General features: G+C 67.3%; 19 protein-coding genes and 1 pseudogene. 9 read left to right on the plus strand and 11 right to left on the minus strand.

What is annotated here, in order from left to right; translation table 11 throughout:
• Window positions 1-428: 428 nt before the first annotated feature.
• A complete protein-coding gene (locus DFO63_RS07370) occupies window positions 429-1,715 on the minus strand; it encodes an aminotransferase class V-fold PLP-dependent enzyme (RefSeq protein WP_049443066.1) in 1,287 nt (428 codons plus the stop codon).
• A 180-nt stretch (window positions 1,716-1,895) separates the two neighbouring features.
• Between DFO63_RS07370 and DFO63_RS07375 the strand changes: the two genes are divergently transcribed.
• The 3 genes from DFO63_RS07375 to DFO63_RS07385 all read left to right on the plus strand — a co-directional run bounded on the left by DFO63_RS07375 (window position 1,896) and on the right by DFO63_RS07385 (window position 4,860).
• Window positions 1,896-2,633, plus strand: coding sequence for a response regulator transcription factor (locus DFO63_RS07375; RefSeq protein ID WP_075676450.1), 738 nt, complete (start codon window positions 1,896-1,898; stop codon window positions 2,631-2,633).
• Entirely contained in the window at window positions 2,630-3,919 is a 1,290-nt protein-coding gene (locus DFO63_RS07380) for an ATP-binding protein (RefSeq protein WP_119006702.1), read from the plus strand. The genes DFO63_RS07375 and DFO63_RS07380 overlap by 4 nt, the downstream gene beginning before the upstream one ends.
• 140 nt (window positions 3,920-4,059) lie before the next feature.
• Complete coding sequence (locus DFO63_RS07385) at window positions 4,060-4,860, plus strand: MipA/OmpV family protein (RefSeq protein ID WP_014038243.1); 801 nt, start codon at window positions 4,060-4,062, stop codon at window positions 4,858-4,860.
• 72 nt (window positions 4,861-4,932) lie between these two features.
• Here DFO63_RS07385 and clpB read toward each other — a convergent pair whose 3' ends face one another.
• Together clpB and DFO63_RS07395 are read right to left on the minus strand one after the other, a co-directional pair.
• The gene (gene clpB, locus DFO63_RS07390; RefSeq protein WP_101765967.1) at window positions 4,933-7,518 is read right to left on the minus strand and encodes an ATP-dependent chaperone ClpB; all 2,586 of its coding nucleotides are present in this window, start codon (window positions 7,516-7,518) and stop codon (window positions 4,933-4,935) included.
• Window positions 7,519-7,699: 181 nt separating this feature from the next.
• Window positions 7,700-8,521, minus strand: coding sequence for a DUF3014 domain-containing protein (locus DFO63_RS07395; RefSeq protein ID WP_119006703.1), 822 nt, complete (start codon window positions 8,519-8,521; stop codon window positions 7,700-7,702).
• Between the two features lie 170 nt (window positions 8,522-8,691).
• Between DFO63_RS07395 and DFO63_RS07400 the strand changes: the two genes are divergently transcribed.
• Window positions 8,692-9,402 carry a glutathione S-transferase gene (locus DFO63_RS07400; protein ID WP_101765969.1) on the plus strand — a complete coding sequence of 237 codons (711 nt, stop codon included), beginning with the start codon at window positions 8,692-8,694 and terminating at the stop codon, window positions 9,400-9,402.
• Window positions 9,403-9,481: 79 nt separating this feature from the next.
• On the opposite strand, the gene DFO63_RS07405 is transcribed toward DFO63_RS07400, so the two are convergent.
• The 4 genes and pseudogenes from DFO63_RS07405 to DFO63_RS07420 form a co-directional block, all read right to left on the minus strand.
• Entirely contained in the window at window positions 9,482-11,086 is a 1,605-nt protein-coding gene (locus DFO63_RS07405; protein WP_101765970.1) for a hypothetical protein, read from the minus strand.
• A 655-nt stretch (window positions 11,087-11,741) separates the two neighbouring features.
• On the minus strand, window positions 11,742-13,460 hold the full coding sequence (locus tag DFO63_RS07410; protein ID WP_119006704.1) for a thiamine pyrophosphate-dependent enzyme: 1,719 nt from the start codon (window positions 13,458-13,460) through the stop codon (window positions 11,742-11,744).
• A gap of 132 nt (window positions 13,461-13,592) precedes the next feature.
• Window positions 13,593-14,450, minus strand: a pseudogene (locus tag DFO63_RS07415) (SH3 domain-containing protein).
• Window positions 14,451-14,486: 36 nt separating this feature from the next.
• Window positions 14,487-14,969, minus strand: coding sequence for a DUF3574 domain-containing protein (locus DFO63_RS07420; protein ID WP_075676432.1), 483 nt, complete (start codon window positions 14,967-14,969; stop codon window positions 14,487-14,489).
• 214 nt (window positions 14,970-15,183) lie between these two features.
• Here DFO63_RS07420 and DFO63_RS07425 point away from each other — a divergent pair, with 214 nt between their 5' ends.
• The 4 genes from DFO63_RS07425 (at window position 15,184) to otsA (ending at window position 21,726) form a co-directional block, all read left to right on the plus strand.
• Complete coding sequence (locus DFO63_RS07425) at window positions 15,184-17,619, plus strand: TonB-dependent receptor (RefSeq protein ID WP_119006705.1); 2,436 nt, start codon at window positions 15,184-15,186, stop codon at window positions 17,617-17,619.
• Window positions 17,620-17,785: 166 nt separating this feature from the next.
• A complete protein-coding gene (gene otsB / locus DFO63_RS07430) occupies window positions 17,786-18,544 on the plus strand; it encodes a trehalose-phosphatase (protein ID WP_101765975.1) in 759 nt (252 codons plus the stop codon).
• 39 nt (window positions 18,545-18,583) lie between these two features.
• Window positions 18,584-20,365, plus strand: a complete 1,782-nt coding sequence (locus tag DFO63_RS07435) for a glycoside hydrolase family 15 protein (RefSeq protein WP_119006998.1) — start codon at window positions 18,584-18,586, stop codon at window positions 20,363-20,365.
• The gene (gene otsA, locus DFO63_RS07440; RefSeq protein ID WP_014038253.1) at window positions 20,362-21,726 is read left to right on the plus strand and encodes an alpha,alpha-trehalose-phosphate synthase (UDP-forming); all 1,365 of its coding nucleotides are present in this window, start codon (window positions 20,362-20,364) and stop codon (window positions 21,724-21,726) included. Before DFO63_RS07435 ends, otsA begins: the two co-directional genes overlap by 4 nt.
• Window positions 21,727-21,796: 70 nt before the next feature.
• Here otsA and DFO63_RS07445 read toward each other — a convergent pair whose 3' ends face one another.
• Genes DFO63_RS07445 through rluD form a run of 4 tightly spaced genes read right to left on the minus strand, consistent with a single transcriptional unit; the run spans window position 21,797 to window position 24,495 of the window.
• The gene (locus DFO63_RS07445; RefSeq protein ID WP_119006706.1) at window positions 21,797-22,234 is read right to left on the minus strand and encodes a thiol-disulfide oxidoreductase DCC family protein; all 438 of its coding nucleotides are present in this window, start codon (window positions 22,232-22,234) and stop codon (window positions 21,797-21,799) included.
• Window positions 22,209-22,715: a DUF4166 domain-containing protein gene (locus DFO63_RS07450; protein WP_119006707.1), complete on the minus strand. Its 507-nt coding sequence runs from the start codon at window positions 22,713-22,715 to the stop codon at window positions 22,209-22,211. Before DFO63_RS07450 ends, DFO63_RS07445 begins: the two co-directional genes overlap by 26 nt.
• 20 nt (window positions 22,716-22,735) lie before the next feature.
• Window positions 22,736-23,506 carry a peptidoglycan editing factor PgeF gene (gene pgeF / locus DFO63_RS07455; protein WP_119006708.1) on the minus strand — a complete coding sequence of 257 codons (771 nt, stop codon included), beginning with the start codon at window positions 23,504-23,506 and terminating at the stop codon, window positions 22,736-22,738.
• Complete coding sequence (gene rluD, locus DFO63_RS07460; RefSeq protein WP_119006709.1) at window positions 23,506-24,495, minus strand: 23S rRNA pseudouridine(1911/1915/1917) synthase RluD; 990 nt, start codon at window positions 24,493-24,495, stop codon at window positions 23,506-23,508. The genes pgeF and rluD overlap by 1 nt, the downstream gene beginning before the upstream one ends.
• 113 nt (window positions 24,496-24,608) lie before the next feature.
• Here rluD and DFO63_RS07465 point away from each other — a divergent pair, with 113 nt between their 5' ends.
• Complete coding sequence (locus DFO63_RS07465; protein WP_101765979.1) at window positions 24,609-25,496, plus strand: outer membrane protein assembly factor BamD; 888 nt, start codon at window positions 24,609-24,611, stop codon at window positions 25,494-25,496.
• Window positions 25,497-25,500: the final 4 nt, after the last annotated feature.

The raw sequence follows: 25,500 nt of genomic DNA on the forward strand, positions 1-25,500 counted from the left end.
AACGGCAACGGCAACAGCAAAAGCTGGCATTCCGTGGGATGGCGGGGCGGGTCCGGTTGCAGGGGACGCCGTGAATCCGTCCATGGAGGCTCGGTCGCGCCATCCATGGCGCTCACGCCCCTGCAACCGGACCCACCCCGCCTTCGACAATTTCCTGCGATCTGCAGTAGATCCACGCCATGCGTGGATGCTGTTCGATGAAATGTCGGAATGTTCGATTCCGATGGAGATACATCCACGCATGGCGTGGATCTACCGGGTTGGATGCCGGCCAACGGTGCATGGGAAACAAAAAATCCCCGGTCGACCCGCATCGACCGGGGATCTGGATCGCCACGTTGCCACTGCCTTGGAGAGGCAGTTCCACCGTAGCGCATCGCGTTGCCAGTGGTGATCGCCTGTGGGGATATGCACCAAGCGTGCGGCTATCAGGCGCCGGCCAGGGCCTGCTCCAGGTCGGCGCGCAGGTCGCCGATGTGTTCGATGCCGATCGACAGCCGCACGGTGTCCTCGCTGACACCGGCCTTTGCCAGCTCCGCTGCATCCAGCTGGCGATGGGTGGTCGAGGCCGGATGGGTGGCCAGTGACTTCGCATCGCCCAGGTTGACCAGGCGGGTGAACAGCTTCAGTGCATCGAGGAAGCGCGCGCCGGCCTCGCGCCCACCGGGCAGGCCGAAGGTCAACACGCCCGAGCCGTGCCCACCCAGGTAGCGCTGCGCGGCGGCATGCTCCGGGTCGTCGGCCAGTCCGGCGTAGCGCACCCAGGCCACCTTGGCATGCGCCTTCAGGAACTGCGCGACGGCCAGCGCATTGGCATTGATGCGTTCCATGCGCAGGGCCAGGGTCTCGATGCCCTGCAGGATCAGGAAGGCATTGAACGGCGACAGCGCCGCGCCGGTATTGCGCAGTGGCACCACGCGCGCGCGGCCGATGTAGGCCGCCGGCCCCAGTGCTTCGGTATAGACCACGCCGTGGTAACTGGGGTCTGGCTGGTTGAGGCGCGCGAAGCGGTTGGGTTGCGCGGCCCAGTCGAAGCGGCCGGAATCGATGATCGCGCCGCCCAGGCTGGTGCCGTGGCCGCCGAGGTACTTGGTCAGCGAATGCACCACGATGTCGGCACCGTGCTCGAACGGGCGCAGCAGGAACGGCGTGGCCACCGTGTTGTCGACGATCAGCGGCACGCCGGCGGCATGCGCGACCTCGGCGATGGCGGCGATGTCGGTGACGTTGCCGCGCGGGTTGCCGATGGATTCGACGAACACCGCCTTGGTGCGTTCGTCGATCAGGGTGGCGAACGCGGCTGGATCGGCCGGATCGGCGAAACGCGCCTGGATGCCGTACTGCGGCAGCGTGTGCGCCAGCAGGTTGAGGCTGCCACCGTACAGCGCACTGGAGGCGACGATGTTGTCGCCGGCCTCGGCAATGGTCTGGATGGCATAGGTGATCGCGGCCTGTCCCGAGGCAAGCGCCAGCGCGCCGATGCCGCCTTCCAGCGCGGCCAGGCGCTGCTCCAGCACGTCAGTAGTGGGGTTCATGATGCGGGTGTAGATGTTGCCCGGCACCTTGAGGTCGAACAGGTCGGCACCGTGCTGGGTGTCATCGAACGCATACGCTACGGTCTGGTAGATCGGTACCGCCACCGCGCGGGTGGTCGGGTCGGGACGGTAGCCGCCGTGCACGGCCAAGGTTTCCAGTTGCCACTGCGGGTCGCTCATTGCACCAGGCTCCATCCGGGGAAACCGCCACCATAGGCCAGCCGGGGCCGGCCGCTGAAAGCCGCTGGCGATGACGTCCGTACCCGCGGTTATCAGGTTGGCCGCGATTCAGGCAGCCGTCATGGGCCGTTGCTAGGCTTCGCCGCCGGGCGCTCCTGCCCGGGCACGGAGGCCCCACGCATGCAGCCATCCCCCTGGACTCCCCCTGCCAGCAGTTCGCCCACGTCGGTCCTGCTGGTGGAGGACGACCGTCGCCTGGCCGAACTGGTGAGCGACTACCTGCACGAACATGGCTTCGCCGTGCAGCACGTGCCCCGTGGTGACCTTGCCGGTGCGGCCTGCCGGCAGCATGCCCCGGAACTGGTGGTGCTGGACCTGATGCTGCCCGGCCTCGGGGGCATCGATGTGTGCCGGCAGATCCGCAGCTTCTCCGATGTGCCGATCCTGATGCTGACCGCTTGCGAGGACGACATCGAACAGGTGCTGGGCCTGGAATCGGGTGCCGATGACTATGTGCACAAGCCGATCGAACCACGCCTGCTGCTGGCCCGCCTGCGCGCCCTGCTGCGCCGCCGCCATGGCAGCAGCAACACCGGCACGCCCAGCCGGCTGATGCATGGGCAACTGCTGATCGATCGCATGCAGCGTGAAGTGCATCTGCACGGTGCGGCGGTGGATGTGGGCACCACCGAGTTCGAGATCCTGTGGCTGCTGGCCAGCCAGCCGGGGCAGATTCTGTCGCGTGACCAGATCCTGCAGGCGGTGCGCGGCATCGGCTTCGACGGCCTGGACCGCAGCGTTGACGTCTGCATCGGCAAGCTGCGCCGCAAGCTCGGCGACGATGCGCGCGAACCGCGGCGGATCAAGACCGTGTGGGGGCGCGGCTACCAGTTCAATCCTGCGGCCTGGTCGGAATGAAGCGGCTGTTCCTGTGGCTGTGGTTCGTCACCGGCGCCTGCTTCCTGGTCTCGGTGTTCTTCCTCAACCACATCCTGGATGGCATCTACACGCCCGTGCAGGATCGCGTGTTCGTGGAGCAGGTACGCGGGCAGGTGTACGCCCTGCGCAGTGGCCTTGCGGGCCTGGACGCCGGCCAGCAGCGTGAGCGCCTGCAGCAGTTGCAACCACACTACGGCATCGCCCTGACCCTGCTCGACAATCCTCCCGCGCTCACACCGCAGGAACAGGCGGCCGTGCAGGCCGATGGCTTCATCGTGCGCGATCAGTACCAGCAGGTCCTGCTGCCCATCGAGGGCATCGGCGGCCGCTGGCTGCACCTGCGCCTGCCCGGCGCGGTGCAGATGACGATGTACATGACCATCGCGGCCTACCTCAGCATCCTGCTGCTGGTCGGCGCCAGCCTGTATGCCTGGGTACGCCTGCTCTGGCGCGATCTGGAAGCCCTGCGCCGGCACGCCGATCGCATCGGTGCCGGCGATCTGCAGGCGCGCGCGCAGGTTTCGCCACGCTCGCAGATACGCGTCATCGTCGACCATTCCAACCGCATGGCCGCGCGCGTGGCCGAGCTGGTGCAGCGCCAGCGCGACCTCACCCATGCCATTTCGCACGAACTGCGCACGCCCATCGCACGCGTGGCCTTCGGCCTGGACCTGATGCAGGACAGCGATGATCGCGATCGCCGCGTACGGCTGGCACAAGGCCTGCACGGCGACCTGGCCGAGCTCAACCGGCTGGTCAGCGAACTGCTGGCCTACGAACGGCTGGAGCATCCCAGCGAAGGCGAACCAATGCAGCGGATTGAAGCCAACGACTGGCTGCAGGCCTGCCTGGCCGATGCCCGCCGCGATGCCGAACGTGCCGGCCTGGTGTTGCGCGTGCAGCCCAGCGCCCTGCAGCGCGTGGATGCCGAGCCACGCCTGCTGCAGCTGGCGCTGAGCAACCTGGTCGGCAATGCGCTGCGCCACGCGCGCTCGCAGGTGGAAGTGTCGCTGGTGGGTGTGGGCGGACGCGCCTGCCTGCGCGTGGACGATGACGGCCCGGGCATCGCCGAGGCCGACCACGAAAAGGTGATGCGCCCGTTCACCCGCCTGGATGACAGCCGCAGCCGCGACACCGGCGGCTTCGGCCTGGGCCTGGCCATCGTCGGCCGCATTGCAGCCCGCCACGGCGGCGAGCTGCGCATCAGTCGCGCCACGCTGGGCGGCGCACGCCTGGAAATGCACTGGCCGCTGGCTGCCAGCTGAACGCGCTGGGCCGCGATTACAGTTGATTACAACTCCCGCACAACTGCGGACGGATCGGTCGCCGGCGTATCGCCACGCTGGCGACCCTGCAGCACTCGCCGGATGCGCGCGCTGCTTTCCTCCCATTGCCGAGAGTTTCCATGTCCCAGCTTCGCCGTTCCCCCACCCTGCTCTGCCTGGCCCTGCTGCCGCTGTTTGCCACGCCGATCGCCCACGCCAAGGATGACCACTGGACCTTCGAGCTCGCCGCCGGTGGTGGCGTGACCCCGCGTTACAGCGGCAGCGAGGAGTATCGTGCGACGCCGTCGCTGTCCTTCGATGTCACCTCGCCGGGGGGCTGGTTTCTGGGCACCAGTGGCATCGGCTGGGGCACCGCCCTCGGCGAGCACACCCGCGTGCGCGCCTACGTCGGCGCCAGCGGCATCCGCAAGGACAAGGACTCGCTGCTCGGCGGTTCGGACTTCCTGCGCGGCATGGGCGATATCGATACCCGTCCCCTGGTCGGTGTCTCGGCTGGTTATACGCTGGGCGAAGCCGTGCTGAGCGGCTCCTGGCAGTTCACCCGCAAGGACGAGGACAAGGCCGAGAACGGCCTGGCCACCCAGCAGATCCACCTGAACCTGACCCTGCCGCTGTTCGACCTAGCCGGAGGCGTGGTCAGCGGCAGCGTGTCCACCGACTACGGCAACCGTGGCTACATGCAGACCTGGTACGGCGTCAGCCCGGAACAGGCCAAACGCACGGGCTTCGCCGAGCACAAACCGAAGGCCGGCCTGGTCAGCGCCGGTGTCGGCCTGAAGTGGAGCCACCGCGCGGGCCGCAACGGCAACTGGTACATCTCGGCCGAAGGCACGCGCCTGCTCGGCGATGCGGCCAACAGCCCGATCGTGCAGAAACCCAACCAGTTCGGGCTGATGAGCGGGTACACACACCGCTTCTGAGGACGCGCCGGGCCGGGCCCGGCGTTACTCACAGGAAACGGGGCGCTGCGGTCAGGCAGCGCCCCGATGGACTCACGCCTTGGCGAACACCAGATGGCCACCGTCGTTGCCGACTTCGATGGTGTCGCCGTTGACGAAGGCGCCGGACAGGATCTTCTGCGCCAACGGGTTTTCCAGCTGCGCCTGGATCGCGCGCTTCAACGGGCGCGCGCCATACACCGGATCGAAGCCAACGTTGCCAAGCAGGTCGAACGCTGCGTCGGACACCATCAGCTTCAAGCCACGCTCGGCCAGGCGCTTTTCCAGGCCACGCATCTGGATGCGCGCGATCTGCTTGATCTGCTGCTTGTCCAATGGGTGGAACACCACGATGTCGTCCAGGCGGTTGATGAACTCCGGGCGGAAGTGCGCCTGCACCACGCCCATCACCGCCGCCTTCATCTGCGTGTAGGCCTCCGGACTGTCGTCGGCGCTCATGTCCTGGATCTGGTGCGAACCCAGGTTCGAGGTCATCACGATGACGGTGTTGCGGAAGTCCACGGTACGGCCCTGCCCATCGGTCAGGCGGCCGTCGTCCAGCACCTGCAGCAGGATGTTGAACACATCCGGATGCGCCTTCTCCACTTCGTCCAGCAGGATCAGCGAATACGGACGGCGACGCACCGCTTCGGTCAGGTAACCGCCTTCCTCGTAGCCGACGTAGCCCGGGGGGGCACCGATCAGGCGGGCGACGCTGTGCTTCTCCATGAACTCGCTCATGTCGATGCGGATCATCGCGTCGGCACTGTCGAACAGGAACTCGGCCAGCGACTTGCACAGTTCGGTCTTGCCGACGCCGGTCGGGCCGAGGAACAGGAACGAACCGGCCGGGCGATTCGGATCGGACAGGCCAGCGCGCGAACGGCGCACGGCATCGGAGACGACCCTGATCGCTTCTTCCTGGCCGACCACGCGGTTGTGCAGCACCTCTTCCATGCGCAGCAGCTTGTCGCGCTCGCCTTCGAGCATCTTGTTGACCGGAATGCCGGTCCAGCGCGAGACGACCTCGGCGATTTCCTCGTCGGTGACCCGGTCCTGCACCAGCTTGAAGTCCTTGTGTTCGGCCTCCTGCGCAGCGGCCAGCTGCTTTTCCAGCTGCGGCAGCAGGCCGTACTGGATCTCGCTCATCTTGGCGAAATCCTGGCGGCGCTGCGCCGATTCCAGCTCCAGCTTGGCCTGCTCGACCTGCTCCTTGATCTTCGTTGCACCCTGCAGCGCGGCCTTCTCCGACTTCCAGATTTCATTGAGGTCGGAGAACTCGCGCTCCAGCGCATCGATGTCGTTCTCCAGGTCAGCCAGGCGCTGCCGCGAGGCCTCGTCCTTCTCCTTCTTCAGCATCTCGCGCTGGATCTTCAGCTGGATCACCCGGCGTTCCAGGCGGTCCAGCTCCTCCGGCTTGGAGTCGATCTCCATGCGCAGGCGCGAGGCGGCCTCGTCCATCAGGTCGATGGCCTTGTCCGGCAGCTGGCGGTCGGTGATGTAGCGGTTGGACAGCGTCGCAGCGGCAACGATGGCCGGGTCGGTGATCTCCACCCCGTGGTGCACCGCATACTTTTCCTTCAGCCCGCGCAGGATGGCGATGGTGTCCTCCACCGACGGCTCACCCACGAACACCTTCTGGAAACGGCGCTCCAGCGCAGCGTCCTTTTCGATGTACTTGCGGTACTCATCCAGCGTAGTGGCGCCCACGCAGTGCAGTTCGCCACGTGCCAGCGCCGGCTTGAGCATGTTGCCGGCATCCATCGCACCGTCGGCCTTGCCGGCGCCGACCATGGTGTGCAGCTCATCGATGAACAGGATGATCTGCCCTTCGCTCTTGGCGAGGTCGTTGAGCACGCCCTTCAGGCGTTCCTCGAATTCGCCACGGAACTTGGCGCCGGCGATCAGCGCGCCCATGTCCAGCGACAGCACGCGCTTGCCGCGCAGGCCCTCGGGCACTTCGTCGTTGATGATGCGCTGGGCCAGGCCTTCCACGATCGCGGTCTTGCCAACGCCAGGTTCGCCGATCAGCACCGGGTTGTTCTTGGTCCGGCGCTGCAGCACCTGGATGGTGCGGCGGATTTCCTCGTCACGGCCGATCACCGGATCGAGCTTGCCGCTCTCGGCACGCGCGGTCAGGTCGATGGTGTACTTCTCCAGCGCCTGCCGCTGTTCCTCGGCATTCTCCGACTGCACGTTCTCGCCGCCACGCAGCTTGTCGATCGCGGCCTGCAGGCGGGTCTTGTCGGCACCGGCGGCGCGCAACGCCATGCCCAGCGTGCCGCCGTCGTCCAGCGCCGCCAGCACGAACCACTCGCTGGCGATAAAGGCATCGCCATTCTGCTGGGCGAGCTTGTCGGTCTGGTTCAGCAGGCGCCCCAGGTCATTGCCCATCGAGACGTTGCCGGCCTGCCCGGACACCTTGGGCAGTGCGTCCAGCGCCTCGGTCAGGCGCTCGCGCAGCACCGGCACGTTCACCCCGGCCTGGGCCAGCAGCGGGCGCGTGCTGCCGCCCTGCTGGTCCAGCAGTGCGCTGAACAGGTGAACCGGTTCGATGATGCTGTTGTCGCGGCCCACGGCCAGCGACTGTGCGTCTGCCAGCGCCTGCTGGAAACGCGAGGTGAGCTTGTCCATCCGCATTGCGAATCCTCATCGGTCATCAGGGCCGGCCCGCGCCGGCGATGCTGGAAAGATGCGGTTGCCCCACCCCGTTTCAAGGGTGGCTGCGACTGCACCCCGAGGCCAGTCAGCCTGTGGCCAGCATGCCGGAACGGGTGTGGTCGGCGCGTTGATCCCGATCAGTTCCGTGCGGTGGACGGGCTCAGCGCGTGATCGCGCTGCGGATCGCCCGCATCTGCTGCTTGACCGCCCGCGCCTGCGCCGGGTCCATGCGCAGCAGGGCCTTCTGCCCGATCGAGCGTGACTGCAGGGTGGGATCGACGAATCGATAGCGGCCGCGTTCATCGCGCTGCACCAGTGGCGCCTGGGCCAGTTCCGGGGTCTCCAGCAGGTGGTCGATCACCGTGACCAGGCGGTCGTTGAAATAGCCCTCGGGCCGCCCAAGGTCGACATAGGCCTGCTGGATCAGCGGATAGAAGCGTTTGTAAGCGGTAGCCGTTGCCGCCGGGTCCAGCGCAGTGAACGCCTGCACGTAGGGCGCATAGCGCGCCGCATTGCTGGCGGCGATGCGTTCGCCACCCTCGCCCGGCTCGACCTGCAGGTTGCCCGGCAGCGGGCGCGCGGCCAACGCGGTCGGCGGCACGCTGGGCTTGTCCAGGTTGTCGACCTGGGTGACCAGGCGCTGGATCAGATGATCACGCAGCAGCAGGGTCAGCGGCCCCTCGCCCTGGAACAGCTGGCTCAATGCGCCCCAGGCCGCGGCATCGCTGTCAGCCAGCTTCGGCAGTGCCGGATCCGCCGCGGCCTCGGTATCCAGCGGATGCCTGATTGATGGTGGTGCCGGCGCGGGCTCTGCAGCTGCCGTCGGTTGTGGCGGTGTGCCGGTACTGGCGGGGGTTGATTGCACCGGCACCGAAACACCGTCTGCCAGGCTCTTCAGCTGATCGCGGAACAACCAACCACCCGCGCCACCGATCACCACCACGCCCAGCACCCAGGGCCAAACCGCCTTTCCACTCTGCATGATGCAGCACCTCGTTTCACACGCATGGAAAAGGTGTGACCCCATCGATTGCAGCCGGTTCCCCGCCTGTTCCGCTGCCGTTCGGGTTGGGACCTGCACCAGAACCGCGCTCACGCCTGCTTTGCACTGCCCGCGCGAGGCTATGAGTTCTGTCCTGTGGAGGCACTCCCATGCAGTACGCGCTGTACTACTGGACCGGCATCCAGGGCCGTGGCGAGTTCGTGCGCCTGGCGCTGGAAGATGCCGGCGCCGACTACATCGACATGGCACGGGTGCACGGCGATGCGGTGATGCAGCCATTCCTGGATGGCAGCAGCGAGGGCCCGCAGCCCTTCGCGCCGCCGTTCCTTAAAGCGGGCCGCCAGGTCATCGCACAGGTCGCGGCCATCCTGGATTTCCTCGGCCCGTCGCTGGACCTGGTGCCGCAGGCCGCCTCACGCCGGCTGCAGGCGCTGCAACTGCAGCTGACCATCGCCGACCTGGTGGCCGAGGTGCACGACACCCACCATCCGATCGCCGCGTCGAAGTACTACGAAGAGCAGAAGACCGAAGCCAAGGCACGCGCCGCGTCCCTGCGCAGCGAACGACTGCCGAAGTTCCTGGGCTACTTCGAACACGTGCTGGCCGCCAACGGTGGCCGCCATGCACTGCGCGAGCATTCGTATGTGGATCTGTCGCTGTTCCAGCTGCTGAGCGGGCTGGACTACATGTTCCCGCGCCGCATGCAGGCGCTCGGCCCCACCCTGCCCCGGCTGCGCGCGCTGCAGGAGCGGGTGGCGAAACGACCCAACATTGCCGCCTATCTGGCCTCGGCGCGGCGGTTGCCGTTCAACACCAACGGCATCTTCCGCCACTACCCCGAGCTGGATGCGGAGCGGTAGTGCCGGCCGCTGGCCGGCAACTGCACACTGCGTCCGAGGTCCATGAGCATGCCGGCCAGCGACCGGCACTACCGTGGGGTCAGCGGTTCTCACCCAGCGGCTTCACCGCCTGCTTCTGCAGTGACAGCAGGCCCAGCAGCAGCGCCAATGCCACGTAGGCACCGGCGAACTGCCAGCTGATGATGCGTGCCAGCCCGTCCAGGTCCCACGGCAGGTAGATGCCACCACGCGGATCCACCGAATGGATCAGGCCGAACAGGGTCAGACCTGCGGCCACCAGCAGGAAGCCGCAGGCACGGCGCAGGCGGCCATCGACCATCGCGGCTACCGCCGAGATCCACAGCATCGACGTGATGATGAAGCCGTTGCCGAGGGTGAAGATCACCGCCAGCTCAGGCAATCCGTGGCCATCCAGTTTGGTCAGCAGTTGCGGCAGCTGGTCCGGCGCGATCCAGCCCGGCGCCTTGATCGCCAGCAGGTACGCCACCGACGGCAGGAAACCGAACACCATCGCGCCGGTGTGGTGGCGCGGCGTGGCCTGGAAGGCCTGGGTGGTGATGTCGATGGCCACGTACACGATGATCGGTGCCAGCACCGCCAACGGCAGCCACTGCACCAGCCCGGAGATGATGCCGAGCATGCCGCCGATGCCGACGAACAGGCCGGTCAGCAGCGTGTAGCCGCTGCGGGCGCCCATGTGCTTGTACGCCGGCTGGCCGATGTACGGTGTGGTCTGCGCCACGCCGCCGCAGACACCGGCCACCAGCGTGGCCACCGCTTCCACCAGCAGGATGTCGCGGGTGCGGTAGTCATCGCCGGCCGCGCGCGCGCTTTCGGACACGTTGATGCCACCGACCACCATCAGCAGGCCGAACGGCAGCAGCAGCGGCAGGTAGGTCATCGCGGTGGGCAGGCCGTCGAGGAAGCCCAGCGTCGGCAGCGGCAGCACCACCTGCGGCGGCACCCACGCCGGCACATGGAAGCCCGGTGCGCCCAAGCCGGCCAGGCCGAGGCCGTAATACAGCACGGTGCCGAACACGAAGGCCAGCAGCACGCCCGGGCCACGCACCGGCAGCTTGCCCTTGGCGATCAGCACGTACAGCAGCAGGCCCAGCGTGGTGAAGCCGACCAGCGGCGAGCGCAGCGTTTCCAGCAGCGGCAGCAGGCCCATCAGCACCAGCGCGATGCCGGCGATGGAACCCAGCAGTGCGGCACGCGGCAGCGCGCGGGTGACCGCTTCGCCGAAGAACGACAGCACGAACTTGAGCACGCCCATGATCACCAGCGCAGCCATGCCCAGCTGCCAGGTAGCGATGCCCGCGGCATGCGGATCCATGCCCTGCTGCTTGAACGCGAGGAAGGCCGGGCCGAGCACCAGCAGGGCCATGCCGATGCTGGTGGGTGCATCCAGGCCCAGCGGCATGGCGGTGACATCGTCGCGGCCGGTACGCGCGGCCAGCCGGCGCGCCATCAGGGTGTACAGCAGGTTGCCGACCAGCACGCCAAAGGCGGTGCCGGGGAACATGCGGCCGAACACCACGTCGGCGGGGAACTGGAAGATCCCGACCAGGGCCATGGCGATGAAGCCGAGGATGGAGAGGTTGTCGACGACCAGGCCGAAGAAGCCGTTGAAGTCGCCAGCGACGAACCAGCGACGCGGTGCGGCGGAAGCGGGAGCGGACATGGAAGGGGCGGTGGGGGTGGGGACCGCCGATGGTAGGCCCAGCGGGGCCAGCGCGCCAATTCCGTCGTGGAATGATGGGTTCCAGCCAACGGCGGGGCCCCTCGTGGCTGGGTTGGTCGCGGACAGCGATTTCTGGGTTGGGCCGGTCGGGATGGGCTGCGCAGGACACGCCGTAAACCCATCCCTGGGGGCTCGATGGCGCCATCCATGGCGCCAACGGTCCTGCGCAGCCCATCCCGACCGGCCCCTGACAGTTTCCTGCGCGTGCCAGCCACGGAAGAGAATCAAAAGATCAAAAAGCAAAAGCGGGTCGCTTCGCGCTGAGCCGAGCATGGCTCGGCCCTACAGAAGATCATTTCGATCGTTCTTCCGTTATCCACATATGGCGTGGATCCACCGTGTCGACCAAGGTCGACACCCACCAGTGCAATATGCCGTTCCGACAGATCGCAGGAAACTGTCGAAGGCGGGGTGGGTCCGGTTGCGGGGGTGTCCGCGGCATGGATGCCGCGGCCAAGCCCCCAGGGACGGGTTTACGGCGTCCCCCGCAACCGGATCCACCTCGCCTACCCACGCCAAACCTGCTTTTAATCTTGCTTCGGCGGTTGCCGTGGTTTCGGCGGGTGCAGGGCGCAGCCCTGCATCGACCAACCCCCTACTTTTTCAGGAAGTTGTCCACCAGCAGATGCTTCACGTCGTCGAAGCGGCCGTTCAACACGGCCTTGGCGGCGTACAGCGCCGTACCGGCCACCTGCTTCGCCTCGATCTGCGGCGGCATCACCAGCTCGGCGCGGCTGGTATGCACGTCCAGCAGCGCCGGGCCGCGCTGCACCAGGAAGTCCTGCACCGCCTCCTCCAGATCCTCGCTGCGTGTCACCGTGCGGCCGTGGAAGCCGATCACCTCGGCCAGGCGGCCGAAGTCCGGGTTCTTCAGGTCGGTGTAGTTGTCCAGAAGGCCCTCCACCTTCTGCTCCAGCTCGACGAAATTCAGCGAGCCGTTGTTGAACACCACCACCTTGATCGGCAGATTCTCCTGTACCGCCGTCAGCAGGTCGCCCAGCAGCATTGCCAGGCCACCGTCACCGGACAGCGAAATCACCTGGCGGCCGGGGAACGCCTTCTGCAGGCCGAGTGCCTGCGGCATCGCGTTGGCCATCGTGCCGTGCAGCAGGCTGGTCAGCGTACGGCGGCGACCATTCACCCGGATATGCCGCAGCACCCACACCATCGGCGAGCCGCCGTCGGCGGTGAACAGCGCGTCGTCTGTCGCGTACTTCGACAGCAGCGCGGTCAGGTGCTGCGGGTGGATCAACTCGCCTTCGCCCGGTTGTTCTTCCTGTTCGCGCTTCTTCAGCGCCTTGTCACGGCGCTCGATGCACTCGTCCAGGAAACTGCTGTCCTCGCGCGGCGGCAGCATCGGCAGCAAGGCGTCCAGCGTCGGTGCGATGTCACCGACCACGCCCAGGTTCACCGGATGGCGGCGGCCGAGGTGGCTGCCATCACGGTCGACCTGGATGATCGTGGCCTTGTCCGGATAGAACTGGCCCCACGCGAAATCGGCGCCGAGCAGCAGCAGCGTGTCGCACTCCATCAGCGTGTGGAAGCCGGATTCGATGCCGAAGATGCCGGTCATGCCCATGTTGTAAGGGTTGTCCGGCTCGACGAAGTCCTTGGCGCGCGAGGTGTGCGCGATCGGGGCCTGCAGGCGCCGGGCCAGCTCCAGCAACTGCGGGTGTGCGCCCTGGCAACCGGCACCGGCATAGATGCCGATGCGCTTGCCCTGCCCCAGCAGCTCAGCGATGCGCTGCAGCTCGGCATCCGACGGGCGCAGCACCGGCTGGGCGTAGTGCACCGAGAACGGCACATCGTGCTTCACCTCGGCTTGGCTGATATCGGCGGGCAGGATCACCACCGCCACGCCGCGGCGGCTGATCGCGGCCTGGCAGGCCAGCGTGACCACGCGGCGCGCCTGTTCGGCGCTGTGCACCTGCTCGCAGAACACCGAACAACTGGCGTACACCGCCTTGAAGTCCACTTCCTGCGGGAATTCCATGCCCAGCTCGCTGGTCACCACTTGGCTGGCGATCAACACCATCGGCGCGCGGTTGCGGTTGCTCTCGAACACGCCGTTGATGAAATGCAGGCTGCCGGGGCCGCAGGAACCGGCGCAGGCGGTCAGCTCGCCGCTCACCAGCGAATCGGCGCCTGCAGCGAACGCTGCCACTTCCTCATGGCGCACGTGCACCCACGCGATCTCGCTGCCATGCATCGCATCGGTCACATGGTTGAGCGTATCGCCCACGATGCCGTAGCAACGGCGGACACCAGCCTGCTGCAGGGCGTCCACCACGATTTCGGCCACGCGCTTGCTCATCGGATACATCCTCGAACGGGGGAACGTCCGAGGCTAGACCCGGTGAAGTGATGCCACCGCAAAAAAAGGGGACGGAGGGAATCAAGTCGTTTGTGCCGTCAACGACTTAATTCCCTCCGTCCCCTTTTTTCTTCAATCGTTGACGTTGATCCAACCTTCCACCGCGCCCTGCTTCGGATTGCGATAGCGCAGCTTCATCCAGCCATCCTGTTCATCCAGCATTTCCACACGGTCGCCGTGCACCAGGTAACGCTTGGTGCTGGATGCGCCGGGTCGGTCGAACAGGAACAACCGCGCTGGCACCACGGTGGCCTGCTGGCCACGCAGCGGCCCATCCGGCGGTGCGCCCAGGCAATCGCCGATGGCGCTCTCCAACACACGACCAGCAGGATCATAGGTGCGCCAGACCGCCAGCGGGCCCTGCTCGTCGGTCTGTTCCCAATGCAGCGCGGCGTTCACCGTGTCGCCCAGCATCAGCACAGTCTCGCTGCGGTAGAGGTAGAGCGTTGCACCCGAAAACCGGTACTGGTCGGTGTACCACATCGGGCCGCTGCGGCAGCTGCTGGTCAGGGTGCGGCTCGGACGGTCGACACTCAGCCCCATCAGGTCACCGCAGCTGTCCTTGCCATGGGTGTCGGCCTGCAGCGCGCGGAACCCGGCACTGGCCGGATCGAAGCGGTACACCGCCACCGCCTCGTTGACCATGCCTACCGAGGCGCGCGCGACCAGTTCCGGGTAGCCATCGAAATCGACGTCTTCCAGCGACCATTGCGAATTGCCGTCGGCATCCGCCGCACCCGCCAGCGTCTGGCGCTTGCCCGACGGTGACAGCTACACCACGATGCTGCCGTCCTGCTGGGGATCGGCGTGCGCCTGCACGTGAGCGGCCACCTGGAACCGCAGCGTTTCGCCGTCATCCCCACGCGCCTGCGCCGTCGGTGCCAGCACGCCTGCCAACACCAGGCCCAGCATGCATTCCCTGTAGTTCATCATCGCTCCCTGCGGCACCGCGCTGGCACCTTCACCTCAGAACGATACCTCGACCGGCTGCCGCGACCACAGCACCGATTGATGCTTGGTCTGCTGCTTCCACGCCAGGCGGATCGCCTCGATGTCTGCGCGGCGCTGCGGGGTGTCCTCGTGCAGCACCACCAGCACCTTGGTGCGCAGGCGGTTGGGCGAGGCATCGCCGCGGAACAGCCACTGGCCGTAGGCATCGAACACGGTCAGGCCATCCGGGAAGCGCGGGGTGACTTCCTTGTCCAGGAAGGTGCGCCACTGCGTCTCGCTGATGGTGTCGGCCTGCGGGCGGTTGCCGGCGCCCTGCTCTTCACCCACGCCGAAGTACAGCTCGCTGCGCACCCAGCCGTGGCCGGCGGACGGGCGTGCGGCATCGCCCTTCAGTTCGGCGGTGGTGGCCGTGGCATAGGCGCTGGGCGCCTGCGAGGACAGGCTGGCGCAGCCACTGGTGGCCAGCAGCACGGCGAAGACGAGGCCAAGGTGTTTCATCGGTACAGCTCCGGGGAAGGGGGACAAGGCGAGCCGGCAGCGTACAGCGCCACCGGCCCGGCGTGCTGATGCCAACAGGGCATCAGCTCATGCCGGACCGATAGGGGCTTGCATCGGCACCGGTCATCACGCGAAGATAATATATCGCTTCATCCGGATGGATGTAAGTGAAACTATCTCCCCCTTCCCCGTCGTCGTTGTTGCTGGAGCCCCCATGTCCGCCCGCCTGCCCGCGTCGCCGCTCGGCCTCGCCATCGCCCTCGCGCTTTCCTCCGCTGCCGTCCCGGCCCTGGCCCAGGACGCCACCAACCTGGACACGGTGATCGTCACCGGCACCCGTGCCGCCGACCGCACCGTGCTCGAATCCACCTCGCCGGTGGATGTGCTCACCGCCGAGGACATCCGCAAGGCCGGCGTGGTCAATGGTGAACTGGGCAGTGCGCTGCAGGCGTTGCTGCCGTCGTTCAACTTCCCGCGCCAGTCCAATTCCGGCGGCGCCGACCATGTGCGCGCGGCGCAGCTGCGTGGCCTGTCGCCGGACCAGGTGCTGGTGCTGGTCAATGGCAAGCGCCGCCACCACACCGCGCTGGTCAACACCGACAGCAAGATCGGCAAGGGCACCACGCCGGTCGACTTCAATTCGATCCCGGTCAGCGCGATCAAGCGCATCGAAGTGCTGCGCGACGGCGCCGGTGCCCTGTACGGCTCGGACGCCGTGGCCGGCGTGATCAACGTGATCCTCGACAACGGCGGCGACGGCGGCGAGATCGAGGCCAGCTACGGTGCCAACCACACCGACCTCAAGCCGATCGGGCGCACCCTCACCGACGGCCAGACCGGCAACATCAGCGCCAAGGTCGGCACCTCGCTGGGCGAGGACGGAGGCTTCCTGCGCGTCGGCCTGGAATACAAGCACCGCAACGGCACCAACCGCGCCGGCTTCGACCAGATTCCGCCGTGGGACCAGACGCCGGACAACCTGGCGCTGCAGGGCAAGCGCAACTATGTGCTGGGCGATGGCAAGAGCAAGGACATCAACCTGTGGCTGAACACCGAGATTCCGGTGGGCCAGACGTCGACGTTCTACGCGTTCGGCACCTTCAACCAGCGGGATACCGAAGGCGCGAACTACTTCCGCTATCCCGATGGCGATGCCAACTGGAAGCAGGTCTATCCGAACGGCTACCGGCCGATCTCCGAGGGCGAGAACCGCGACGTGCAGGCCGTGGCCGGCGTGCGCGGCCAGTGGGGTGAATGGAGCTACGACGGCAGCCTGGATTACGGCCAGAATGACTTCACCTACCGCCTGCGTGATTCGCTCAACGCCTCGCTGGGCCCGACCAGCCCGACCCGCTTCAAGACCGCCGACTACGAGTACGCGCAGACCGTGGGCAACCTCGACCTGAGCCGCGTGTTCACCCAGAGCGACAGCATCAGCCACACCCTGGGCCTGGGCGTGGAAGCGCGCCATGAGCGCTACCAGACCCGTCCCGGCGACCCGGCCAGCTACGCCGCCGGCCCCTACACCGATCGCCCGACCGGCTCGCAGGCCGGTGGTGGCCTGACGCCGCAGGATGCGGCCCGCCTGTCGCGCGACGTGGCCAGTGCCTACGCCAGCCTGTCCAGCCAGTTCGGCGAGAAGTTCTCCACCGATCTGGCCGCGCGCTACGAGCACAACGACGACTTCGGCGGTGAACTGACCGGCAAGCTCGGCCTGCGCTATGAATTCACCCCGGCGTTCGCGTTGCGCGGTGCCATCTCCAACAATTTTCGCGCGCCGTCGCTGGCGCAGATCGGTTACGAGTCCACCTCGACCGGCTACAACGCCGGCGGACAGCTGGTGCAGGGCCGCCTGCTGTCGGTCAACAATCCGATCGCACGCGGCCTCGGTGCGCAGGACCTGAAGCCGGAAAAATCGATCAACACCTCGCTGGGCTTCACCAGCCGCATCGGTGAGCACTTCGACCTGTCGCTGGACTTCTTCCAGATCGACATCGACGACCGCATCGCGCTGTCGGAGAGCATCACCGGCGATGCGCTGACCGACTACGTGGCGGCCAACTACGGCGTCAGCGGCCTGCAGAGCGCCAGCTTCTTCGTCAATGCCGCCGATACCCGCACCCGCGGCGCCGAGCTGGTGAGCAACTGGCGCCAGTCGCTGGGCGATGGCCAGCTGCTGCTGACCGGCACCTATGCGTACACCAAGACCACGCTGAAGAACGTGCTGGCCACGCCGGCGCAGCTGCGCTCGCTGAACCCGGACTACGTGCTGTTCGGCATCGAAGAGACCAACACCCTCACCGATGCCACCCCGCGTACGCGCGGCAGCTTCTCGGCCGCATGGAGCAACGACCACTGGTCGCTGAGCACCCGCGTGAACCGCTATGGCAGCGCCACCCGCGTGTTCAACTTCGGTGATGGCTACATCCCGCGCCAGACCTACCAGGCCGAATGGCAGCTGGATGCGGAAGTGGAGTACCGCATCACCCCGCGCTGGAGCGTGGCCATCGGCGGCCAGAACCTGACCGACAACTACCCGGATCGATCCAACAGCGATATCCACTACTTCGGCAATCTGCCGTACGACGTGTTGTCGCCGATCGGCAGCAACGGCGCGTACTACTACGGCCGCGTCCGCTATACGTTCTGATTGCATTGGGTGTGATTGCCTTGGGTGGGTGCGGACCGTTGGTCCGCACTGCCTGGGCTCGATGCAGGGTGACCTGCCGTGCCGACCAACGGTCGGCACCCACCGAAGCAGGGTCGTAGCCTGCCCTCGACCCCACGTACACGCCCACGCTGGCAAGCTGGGCGTCATGGCTGAACCGCTCCCCCTGCGTCCGCCACCGCCATTGCTGGACGACGCCTGCGCGTTGTTCCTCGATGTCGACGGCACCCTGATCGAATTCGCTGCACGCCCGGATGCCGTGCAGCTGCTGCCGGATGTGCGTGAAGCCATCGGCCGCATCAGCGACCGCCTGGAAGGTGCCGTAGCACTGGTCAGTGGTCGCCCGCTTGCACAGCTGGATCAACTGTTCGCACCTTTGAAGCTGCCCGCCGCCGGCCTGCATGGACACGAACTGCGTGGCGAGGACGGTCGTGTGCTGCGCGACGAACACGACGACGACACCGCCGAGTGGCTGCACGCGCTGCACCAGCAGGCGATGCGCTTTGCCCACGGCCATCCCGGCGTGCTGGTGGAAGACAAGGGCGTCGGCCTGGCGCTGCATTGGCGCGGTGCGCCGCATGCAGCAAGTGATGTGCGCGCCTTCGCCGACCGCCATGTGCGTGGCCGTGCCAGCTACCGCCTGCAACCGGGCGACCACGTGGTCGAGTTCGTTCCCGTTGGCACCGACAAGGGCCGCGCCGTGCGGCGGATGATGCAGTACCTGCCCTTCCGTGGCCGCCTGCCGGTGTTCCTCGGCGATGACCTGACCGATGAGTTCGGCTTCGACGCCGCCAACGGCCAGCATGGCTGGAGCGTGCTGGTGGGCGAACGTGAACCCAGCAAGGCGGTGTTCGCGCTGCCCGACATACGCAGCGTGCACGCCTGGCTGCGTGAGAATGCCTATTGACCCGGCCACCCCACGGCCGCAACCGAGATGTACCGCGTGATGACCCAACCCGATCTTGATCTGGGCGTGGTCGGCAACGGCAGCTTCGGCGCCCTGGTCGACAAACGTGCCCGCGTTGTCTGGAGCTGCCTGCCCACCTTCGACGGCGACCCCACCTTCTGTGCCCTGCTCGGCCCCAACCAGCAGGCCGGTGGCGACTTCGCTATCGAGCTGGAGGACTTCGCCAGCAGCGAGCAGGAGTACCTGACCAACACCGCTATCCTGCGCACAGTGCTGCGCGACGCGCACGGCGGTGAACTGGAAATCCTCGATTTCGCCCCGCGCTGGCGGCAGAACGACCGCTTCTACCGCCCGGTCAGCCTGATCCGCCAGGTGCGCCCGCTGGCCGGCAGCCCACGCATCACCGTGCGCGCACGGCCGCTGGCGGACTGGGGCGCGCGCGTGCCCGAGTCCACCTGGGGCAGCAATCACGTGCGCTGGATCCTGCCCGAGCACGTGCTGCGGCTGACCACCGATGTGCCGGTGCGCTTCATCCGCGATGGCCTGCCGTTCGTGCTCAACCATCCCATCCACCTGATCCTGGGCGTGGATGAGTCGCTCAACCGCTCGATCAGCGGCTACGTGCAGGAGGCCTTCCAGCGCACCCGCGACTACTGGCGCGAATGGGTGCGTTACCTGTCCATTCCGCTGGAATGGCAGGACGCGGTGATCCGCAGCGCGATCACCCTGAAGCTGTGCCAGTACGAGGACAGCGGCGCGATCATCGCGGCGATGACCACCTCCATTCCGGAAGCCCCCGGCAGCGTGCGCAACTGGGACTACCGCTACTGCTGGCTGCGTGATGCGGCGTTCGTGGTGCGTGCGCTGAACCGCCTCGGTGCAACGCGCACGATGGAACAGTTCCTCGGCTACATCTTCAACCTGGCAACCACCGACGGCACGCTGCAGCCGCTGTATGGCATCGGCTTCGAGGCCAAGCTGGACGAAGACGAAGTCCCCAGCCTGTCCGGCTACCGCGGCATGGGCCCGGTGCGGCGCGGCAACCTGGCCTGGGTGCAGCGCCAGCACGATGTCTACGGCAGCGTGGTGCTGGCCTCCACCCAGCTGTTCTTCGACCGCCGCCTGCAGGACCCGGGGGATGCGCACACCTTTGCCCGTCTGGAACCCTTGGGCGAACAGGCGTTCGCCCTGCACGACGTACCCGATGCCGGCCTGTGGGAGTTCCGCGGCCGCACCGAAGTGCATACCTACACCAGCGCGATGTGCTGGGCGGCGTGCGACCGCCTGTGCAAGATCGCTGTACGCCTGAAGCGCGATGACCGCGCCCATTACTGGCGCGAGCGCGCCGACACCATCCACGCGCGCATCATGGCCGAGTCCTGGAGTGAAGAGCTGGGCCACTTCACCGATACTTTCGGCGGCCATCGGCTGGACGCTTCGCTGCTGCTGCTGGCCGACATCGGCTTCATCGATGCGCTGGACGCGCGCTTCATCGCCACCGTCGAAGCCATCGGCCGCGACCTCAAGCATGGCAATTCGCTGTACCGCTATGTCGCACCAGATGACTTCGGTGAGCCAGAAACCAGCTTCACTATCTGCACCTTCTGGTACATCGATGCGCTGGCCGCCATCGGGCGCCTCGACGAGGCACGCGGGATGTTCGAACTGCTGTTGAAGCAGCGCAACCATCTGGGCCTGCTGTCGGAGGATCTGGCCTTCGACAGCGGCGAAGCCTGGGGCAACTTCCCGCAGACCTATTCGCACGTCGGCCTGATCACCGCCGCGATGCGCCTGTCGCGGTCCTGGCAGGAGGCATCGTGAGTCGTCTGGTTGTGGTTTCAAACCGCGTGGCCGTGCCGGGCGAGAACCGTGCCGGTGGCCTGGCGGTGGGCCTGCTGGCCGCGTTGAAGGAACGCGGCGGCATGTGGTTCGGCTGGAGCGGCAAGAGCGTGCGCGACGGCAGTGGCACGCTGCACACGCAGAAGGACGGCGACATCGAGTTCGTCACCCTGGACCTGAGCAAGCGCGAGGTCGATGGCTACTACAACGGCTTCGCCAACCGCACGCTGTGGCCGCTGCTGCACTTCCGCCTCGATCTGGTCGACTACGACCGTGGCACCCGCGAGACCTACCACAAGGTCAACGCGCTGTTCGCCGACAAGCTCGCGCCGCTGCTGCGCGAAGATGACATCGTCTGGATCCACGACTACCACCTGATCCCGCTCGGCGCGCTGCTGCGCGAGCGTGGTATCGGCTGCCGCATCGGCTTCTTCCTGCATATCCCAATGCCGTCGGCCGACCTGCTGCAGGCCATGCCCGACCACCTGCGGTTGTTCTCGGCGCTGTACGCCTACGACCTCGTCGGCTTCCAGACCCAGCGCGATGCGGATCGCTTCCAGACCTACCTGCGCCTGTTCGGCGGCGGTCGCGTACTCGACAACGGCGAGCTGGAAGCACCGGGCGGCCGCCGCTTCCGTGCGGCCGCCTTCCCGATCGGCATCGACACCGAGCTGATCGCGCGCCAGGCCGGTACCGCCGCCACCAAGGCCGCCGTAAAGAACCTGCGCGCCAGCCTGCGTGATCGCCAGCTGGCGATCGGCGTCGATCGCCTGGATTATTCCAAGGGCCTGCCCGAGCGCTTCCTCGGCTTCGAACGGTATCTTGAGCGCCATCCCGACCAGCGCGGCTCGCTGACCTACCTGCAGATCGCCCCGGTCTCGCGCGGCGATGTCACCGAGTACCGGCAGCTGCGCAGCCAGCTGGAGCAGATCGCCGGCCACATCAACGGTGGCCACGCCGAGCCGGACTGGACGCCGCTGCGCTACGTCAACCAGAACTTCACCCATGCCACCCTCACCGGTTTTTACCGTGCGGCGGCAGTCGGCCTGGTCACGCCGCTGCGCGATGGCATGAACCTGGTGGCCAAGGAATACGTGGCCTCACAGGATCCGGAAGATCCCGGCGTGCTGGTGCTGTCACTGCTGGCCGGCGCCGCCGACGAACTGAAGCAGGCGCTGCTGGTGAACCCGCACGACCTGGACGGCGTGGCCGACGCCATCGCCACTGCGGCAACAATGTCGCTGCGCCGGCGCAAGGAACGCTGGCACGCGATGATGGAGCACCTGCGCACCTACGACATCAACCACTGGCGACGCAGCTACCTGGACGCACTGGAAGGTTGAGGAAAAAAGGGGACGGAGGGGATCAAGTCGTTTGTGCACAAGCGACTTGATCCCCTCCGTCCCCTTTTCTTCAATCCAGGAACCGCGCGGCGTGTTCCGGTGGAGGCAGATGGCAGGCGTCATGCCGTCCGAACCAGCGATAGCGATTGCGCGCCAGCGCGCGGTACGCCACGTCGCGCAGGCCGCGCGGCAGCACCTTCAGCACGGCGCTCAGGCGCCAGACGCCACCCAGCCCAGCCAGTACGCGCAGGATGGCATCGGTATCGGTCCAGGCGCCCTGTGCGTCCAGCAGCAGGAACGACATTGGGTCCTGCGGGTCAAGCCCATGCGCGCGCAGCATCGCGCTGCCCTGCTCCCCCTGCATCGCCGCAAAGCGGTAGCGCCCCTTGCGGTCGAAACGCAGCAGGAAGCGCACCCAGCGGTTGCACAGCGCGCATACGCCATCGAACACGATCACCGCGCTGCCCGCCTCGGCGGCAGCCTCACTGCGGTTCGAGCCAGCCTTCATAGCGGATCAGGGCTCCGGCCCAGGGCAGCGTCACATCGACCAGGAAAGTGTAACGCTCGCCCTGCCAGGCTTCACGGCAGCGCACACCGCCAAACCAGCGCGTCGGCAGCGGCAGCAGCCCGAAGGCCCAGACCCGCCGCACCGACCATTCGATGCCACCGTCGCGGGCCTGCAGGTCGAACTCGAAGCGCACTGCACCCAGTTGCTCGCGCAGATACCCTTCGTGCGCCCACAGCCGCGACACCATCGGCCAGCGGCCAAACCGCCGCGCCCATTGCTCGCCCTGCCCGCATGCACTGAACGCCACTTCGGTGGGCAGCGCGTCACCGTCTTTCGGCAACCGCGCCAGCGCGGCCAGCAGCGGCACCAGCCAGTGCCGCCCACGCTCGATGCGCGCCTGCCCCACGTAGCGGCAGGGCAACGGTGTGGCATGCAGCGCCTGCACCGGCGCTGCCAGGGTGGCGAAGGCCGGCCCCAGCACACGCGCGAACAGCGGCGGCGTCAGGGCGCGATCCAGGCCAGGGTCGCCATGCGCCCGGTACGACGGTCGCGCCGGTGCGAATACAGGTCCGGATCGGCCATGGTCGACACCGTGCCGCCATACACCTGCGCCGGGTCCATTCCCGCCGCCTGCAAGCGCTGCCGCGCCAGCGCGAACAGGTCCACCTTCCAGTGGCCGGCGCGGGTGGCCACGAACGCCGCCTCGGCGGCCGGATCATGGCCGACGAAGGCGTGGTAGACCTCCTCGCCGATCTCGTAGTCGGCCGGCCCGGCGGCCGGGCCCAGCCACGCGCGCAGCTGCGCCGGCGACGTCTGCATGGCGGCCACCGTGGCCTCCAGCATGCCGTCGGCCAGCCCACGCCAGCCGGCATGGGCCGCGCCCACCTCGCTGCCATTGGCCGCGGCAAACACCACGGGCAGGCAGTCGGCGGTCAGGATCGCCAGCACCACGCCCGGCACCGAGGTCACCGCGGCGTCGGCCACCGGTTCGCTGGCGCCGGCCACCGGCGGCGCGGTGAAGCGCAGCACGGTGCTGCTGTGCACCTGGCGTAGCCAGTGCGGTGCCGAGGGCAGCGCCAGCCCCTGCTGCAGCAGCTGGCGGTTGTGCTCCACGTTGGCCGGGGTATCACCATCGGCCGCGTGCCGGTTGCCCAGGTTGAACTGCGCGAACGGCGCCGGCGAAATGCCCGCACCGTGCCGGCGCGTGGTCAGCGCATGGACGCCTGCCGGCGCCGGCCAGTCCGCCTGCAGCAACGGCAGCGCGGCCGCCATCACCAGCGGTCCCGCTCGCGGGCGGCGAAGGCTTCGCTGTCTTCGCGCAGCACCTTCATCAGGTACAGCATGTCCTCCGGCACCGGCGCGGTATTGCGCACCGGCTCACCGGTGATCGGGTGCATGAACTCCAGGGTCTCGGCGTGCAGGGCCTGGCGCTTGAAGCCGCGCAGCGCGGCCACCAGCTCGTCACTCGCGCCCTTGGGCAGCTTCAGCGCGCCGCCGTACAGCGGGTCGCCGATGATCGGGTGGCGCACGTGCGCCATGTGCACGCGGATCTGGTGGGTACGGCCGGTTTCCAGGCGGCACTCCAGCGCAGTGTGCGCACGGAAGCGCTCGCGCAGGCGGTAGTGGGTCACTGCTTCCTTGCCGTCCTCGCGCACCGCCATCTTCAGGCGATCACGCGGGTGGCGGTCGATCGGGGCATCGGCGGTACCGCCCGCCACCAGCGCGCCCATCACGATGGCCAGGTACTGGCGGTGCACGTCACGGGCCGCCAGCTGCTCGACCAGCGCGGTCTGCGCTTCCAGGGTCTTGGCCACCACCATCACGCCGCTGGTGTCCTTGTCCAGGCGGTGCACGATGCCCGCGCGCGGCAGCACCGCCACCGACGGGTCGCGGAACAGCAGGGCGTTGACCAGGGTGCCGCTGTGGTTGCCGGCGCCGGGATGGACCACCAGGCCGACCGGCTTGTTGATCACCAGCACGTGCTCGTCCTCGAACAGCACGTCCAGCGGAATGTCCTCCGGCTGCGCGTCGGTCTGGGTTTCCAGCACCACATGGAGGGTCACCACCTCGCCGCCGCGCAGCGGATCGCGCGGGCGCACCTGGGCGCCGTCCAGCAGGACGTCACCGGACTTGATCCACTCGGTCAGGCGCGAACGCGAGTATTCGGGGAACAGTTCGGCCACGACGGCGTCGAAACGGCGGCCGGCAGCGGTGTCGGGGACGATGGCCTGGCGGGCCGATTCAGAGGGTTGTTCAGACATGGCAGGGGGCATTCTTTGAAATTTTGGGGTCCCGGCGGCCGGTTTCAGTCGCTGGACAGGACACTAGGCTATCATCGACCCTTCGTATTCCAGCCGCGTCCCGCCTCGACCCCATGATCCGACGCTCCGCCATGCTCTCCGCGCCCGTCCGCCTCACCGCCCTGCTGCTGGTGCTGGTCATCGCCGCAACCGGCTGCCATCGCGGCGCCAAGAAGGGTGATCGCCCCGATGAAGGGACGCCGGTCGAACAGCTGTACGAGAAAAGCCACAAGCTGATGCAGGGCGGCAACTGGAGCGGCGCCGAAGCCAGCTTCCGCCGCCTGGTGGCCCAGTACCCCTACGGCCCCTACACCGAGCAGGCGATGATCGAAACCGCCTACGCCCAGTACAAGGCCGGCAAGCACGATGACGCGGTGTCCAGCATCGACCGCTTCATCCGTACCTACCCGACGCACCGCAACATCGCCTACCTGTACTACCTGCGCGGCCTGGCCAACTCCAACCGCAGTACGGTTTTCCTGCGCCGCGTATGGTCGCTGGACGCCAGCCGCCGCGATCTGTCCACGCCGCACCAGGCGTACTCGGACTTCAACATCGTGGTTGATCGCTACCCGAACAGCCGCTACGCCGCCGATGCGCGCCAGCGCATGCTGGAGCTGCGCGACGTGTTCGCCCAGCACGAGCTGGACAACGCCCTGTACTACATGCGCCGCGGCGCCTGGGTCTCGGCCGTGGGTCGCGCCAACTACCTGCTGGAAACCTACCCGCAGAGCGCCTTCCAGTACGACGCCGTGGCCGTGCTGGCCGATTCCTACACCCACCTGGGCAACAAGACCCTGGCCGACGACGCCCGTCGCGTCCTGCAGCTGAACCAGCCGGACCACCCGTGGCTGGAAGGCAAGTGGCCGAAGTACCCGTGGATGGTCCGCAAGCTGAACCCGTTCGCCGGCGAGAAGTCCGCCAGCACCGGCCAGCGCAACGCGCGACTGGAAAAGAAGTAAGAGA

The organism is Stenotrophomonas sp. AG209 (assembly GCF_003550055.1).
Taxonomy (GTDB): domain Bacteria; phylum Pseudomonadota; class Gammaproteobacteria; order Xanthomonadales; family Xanthomonadaceae; genus Stenotrophomonas.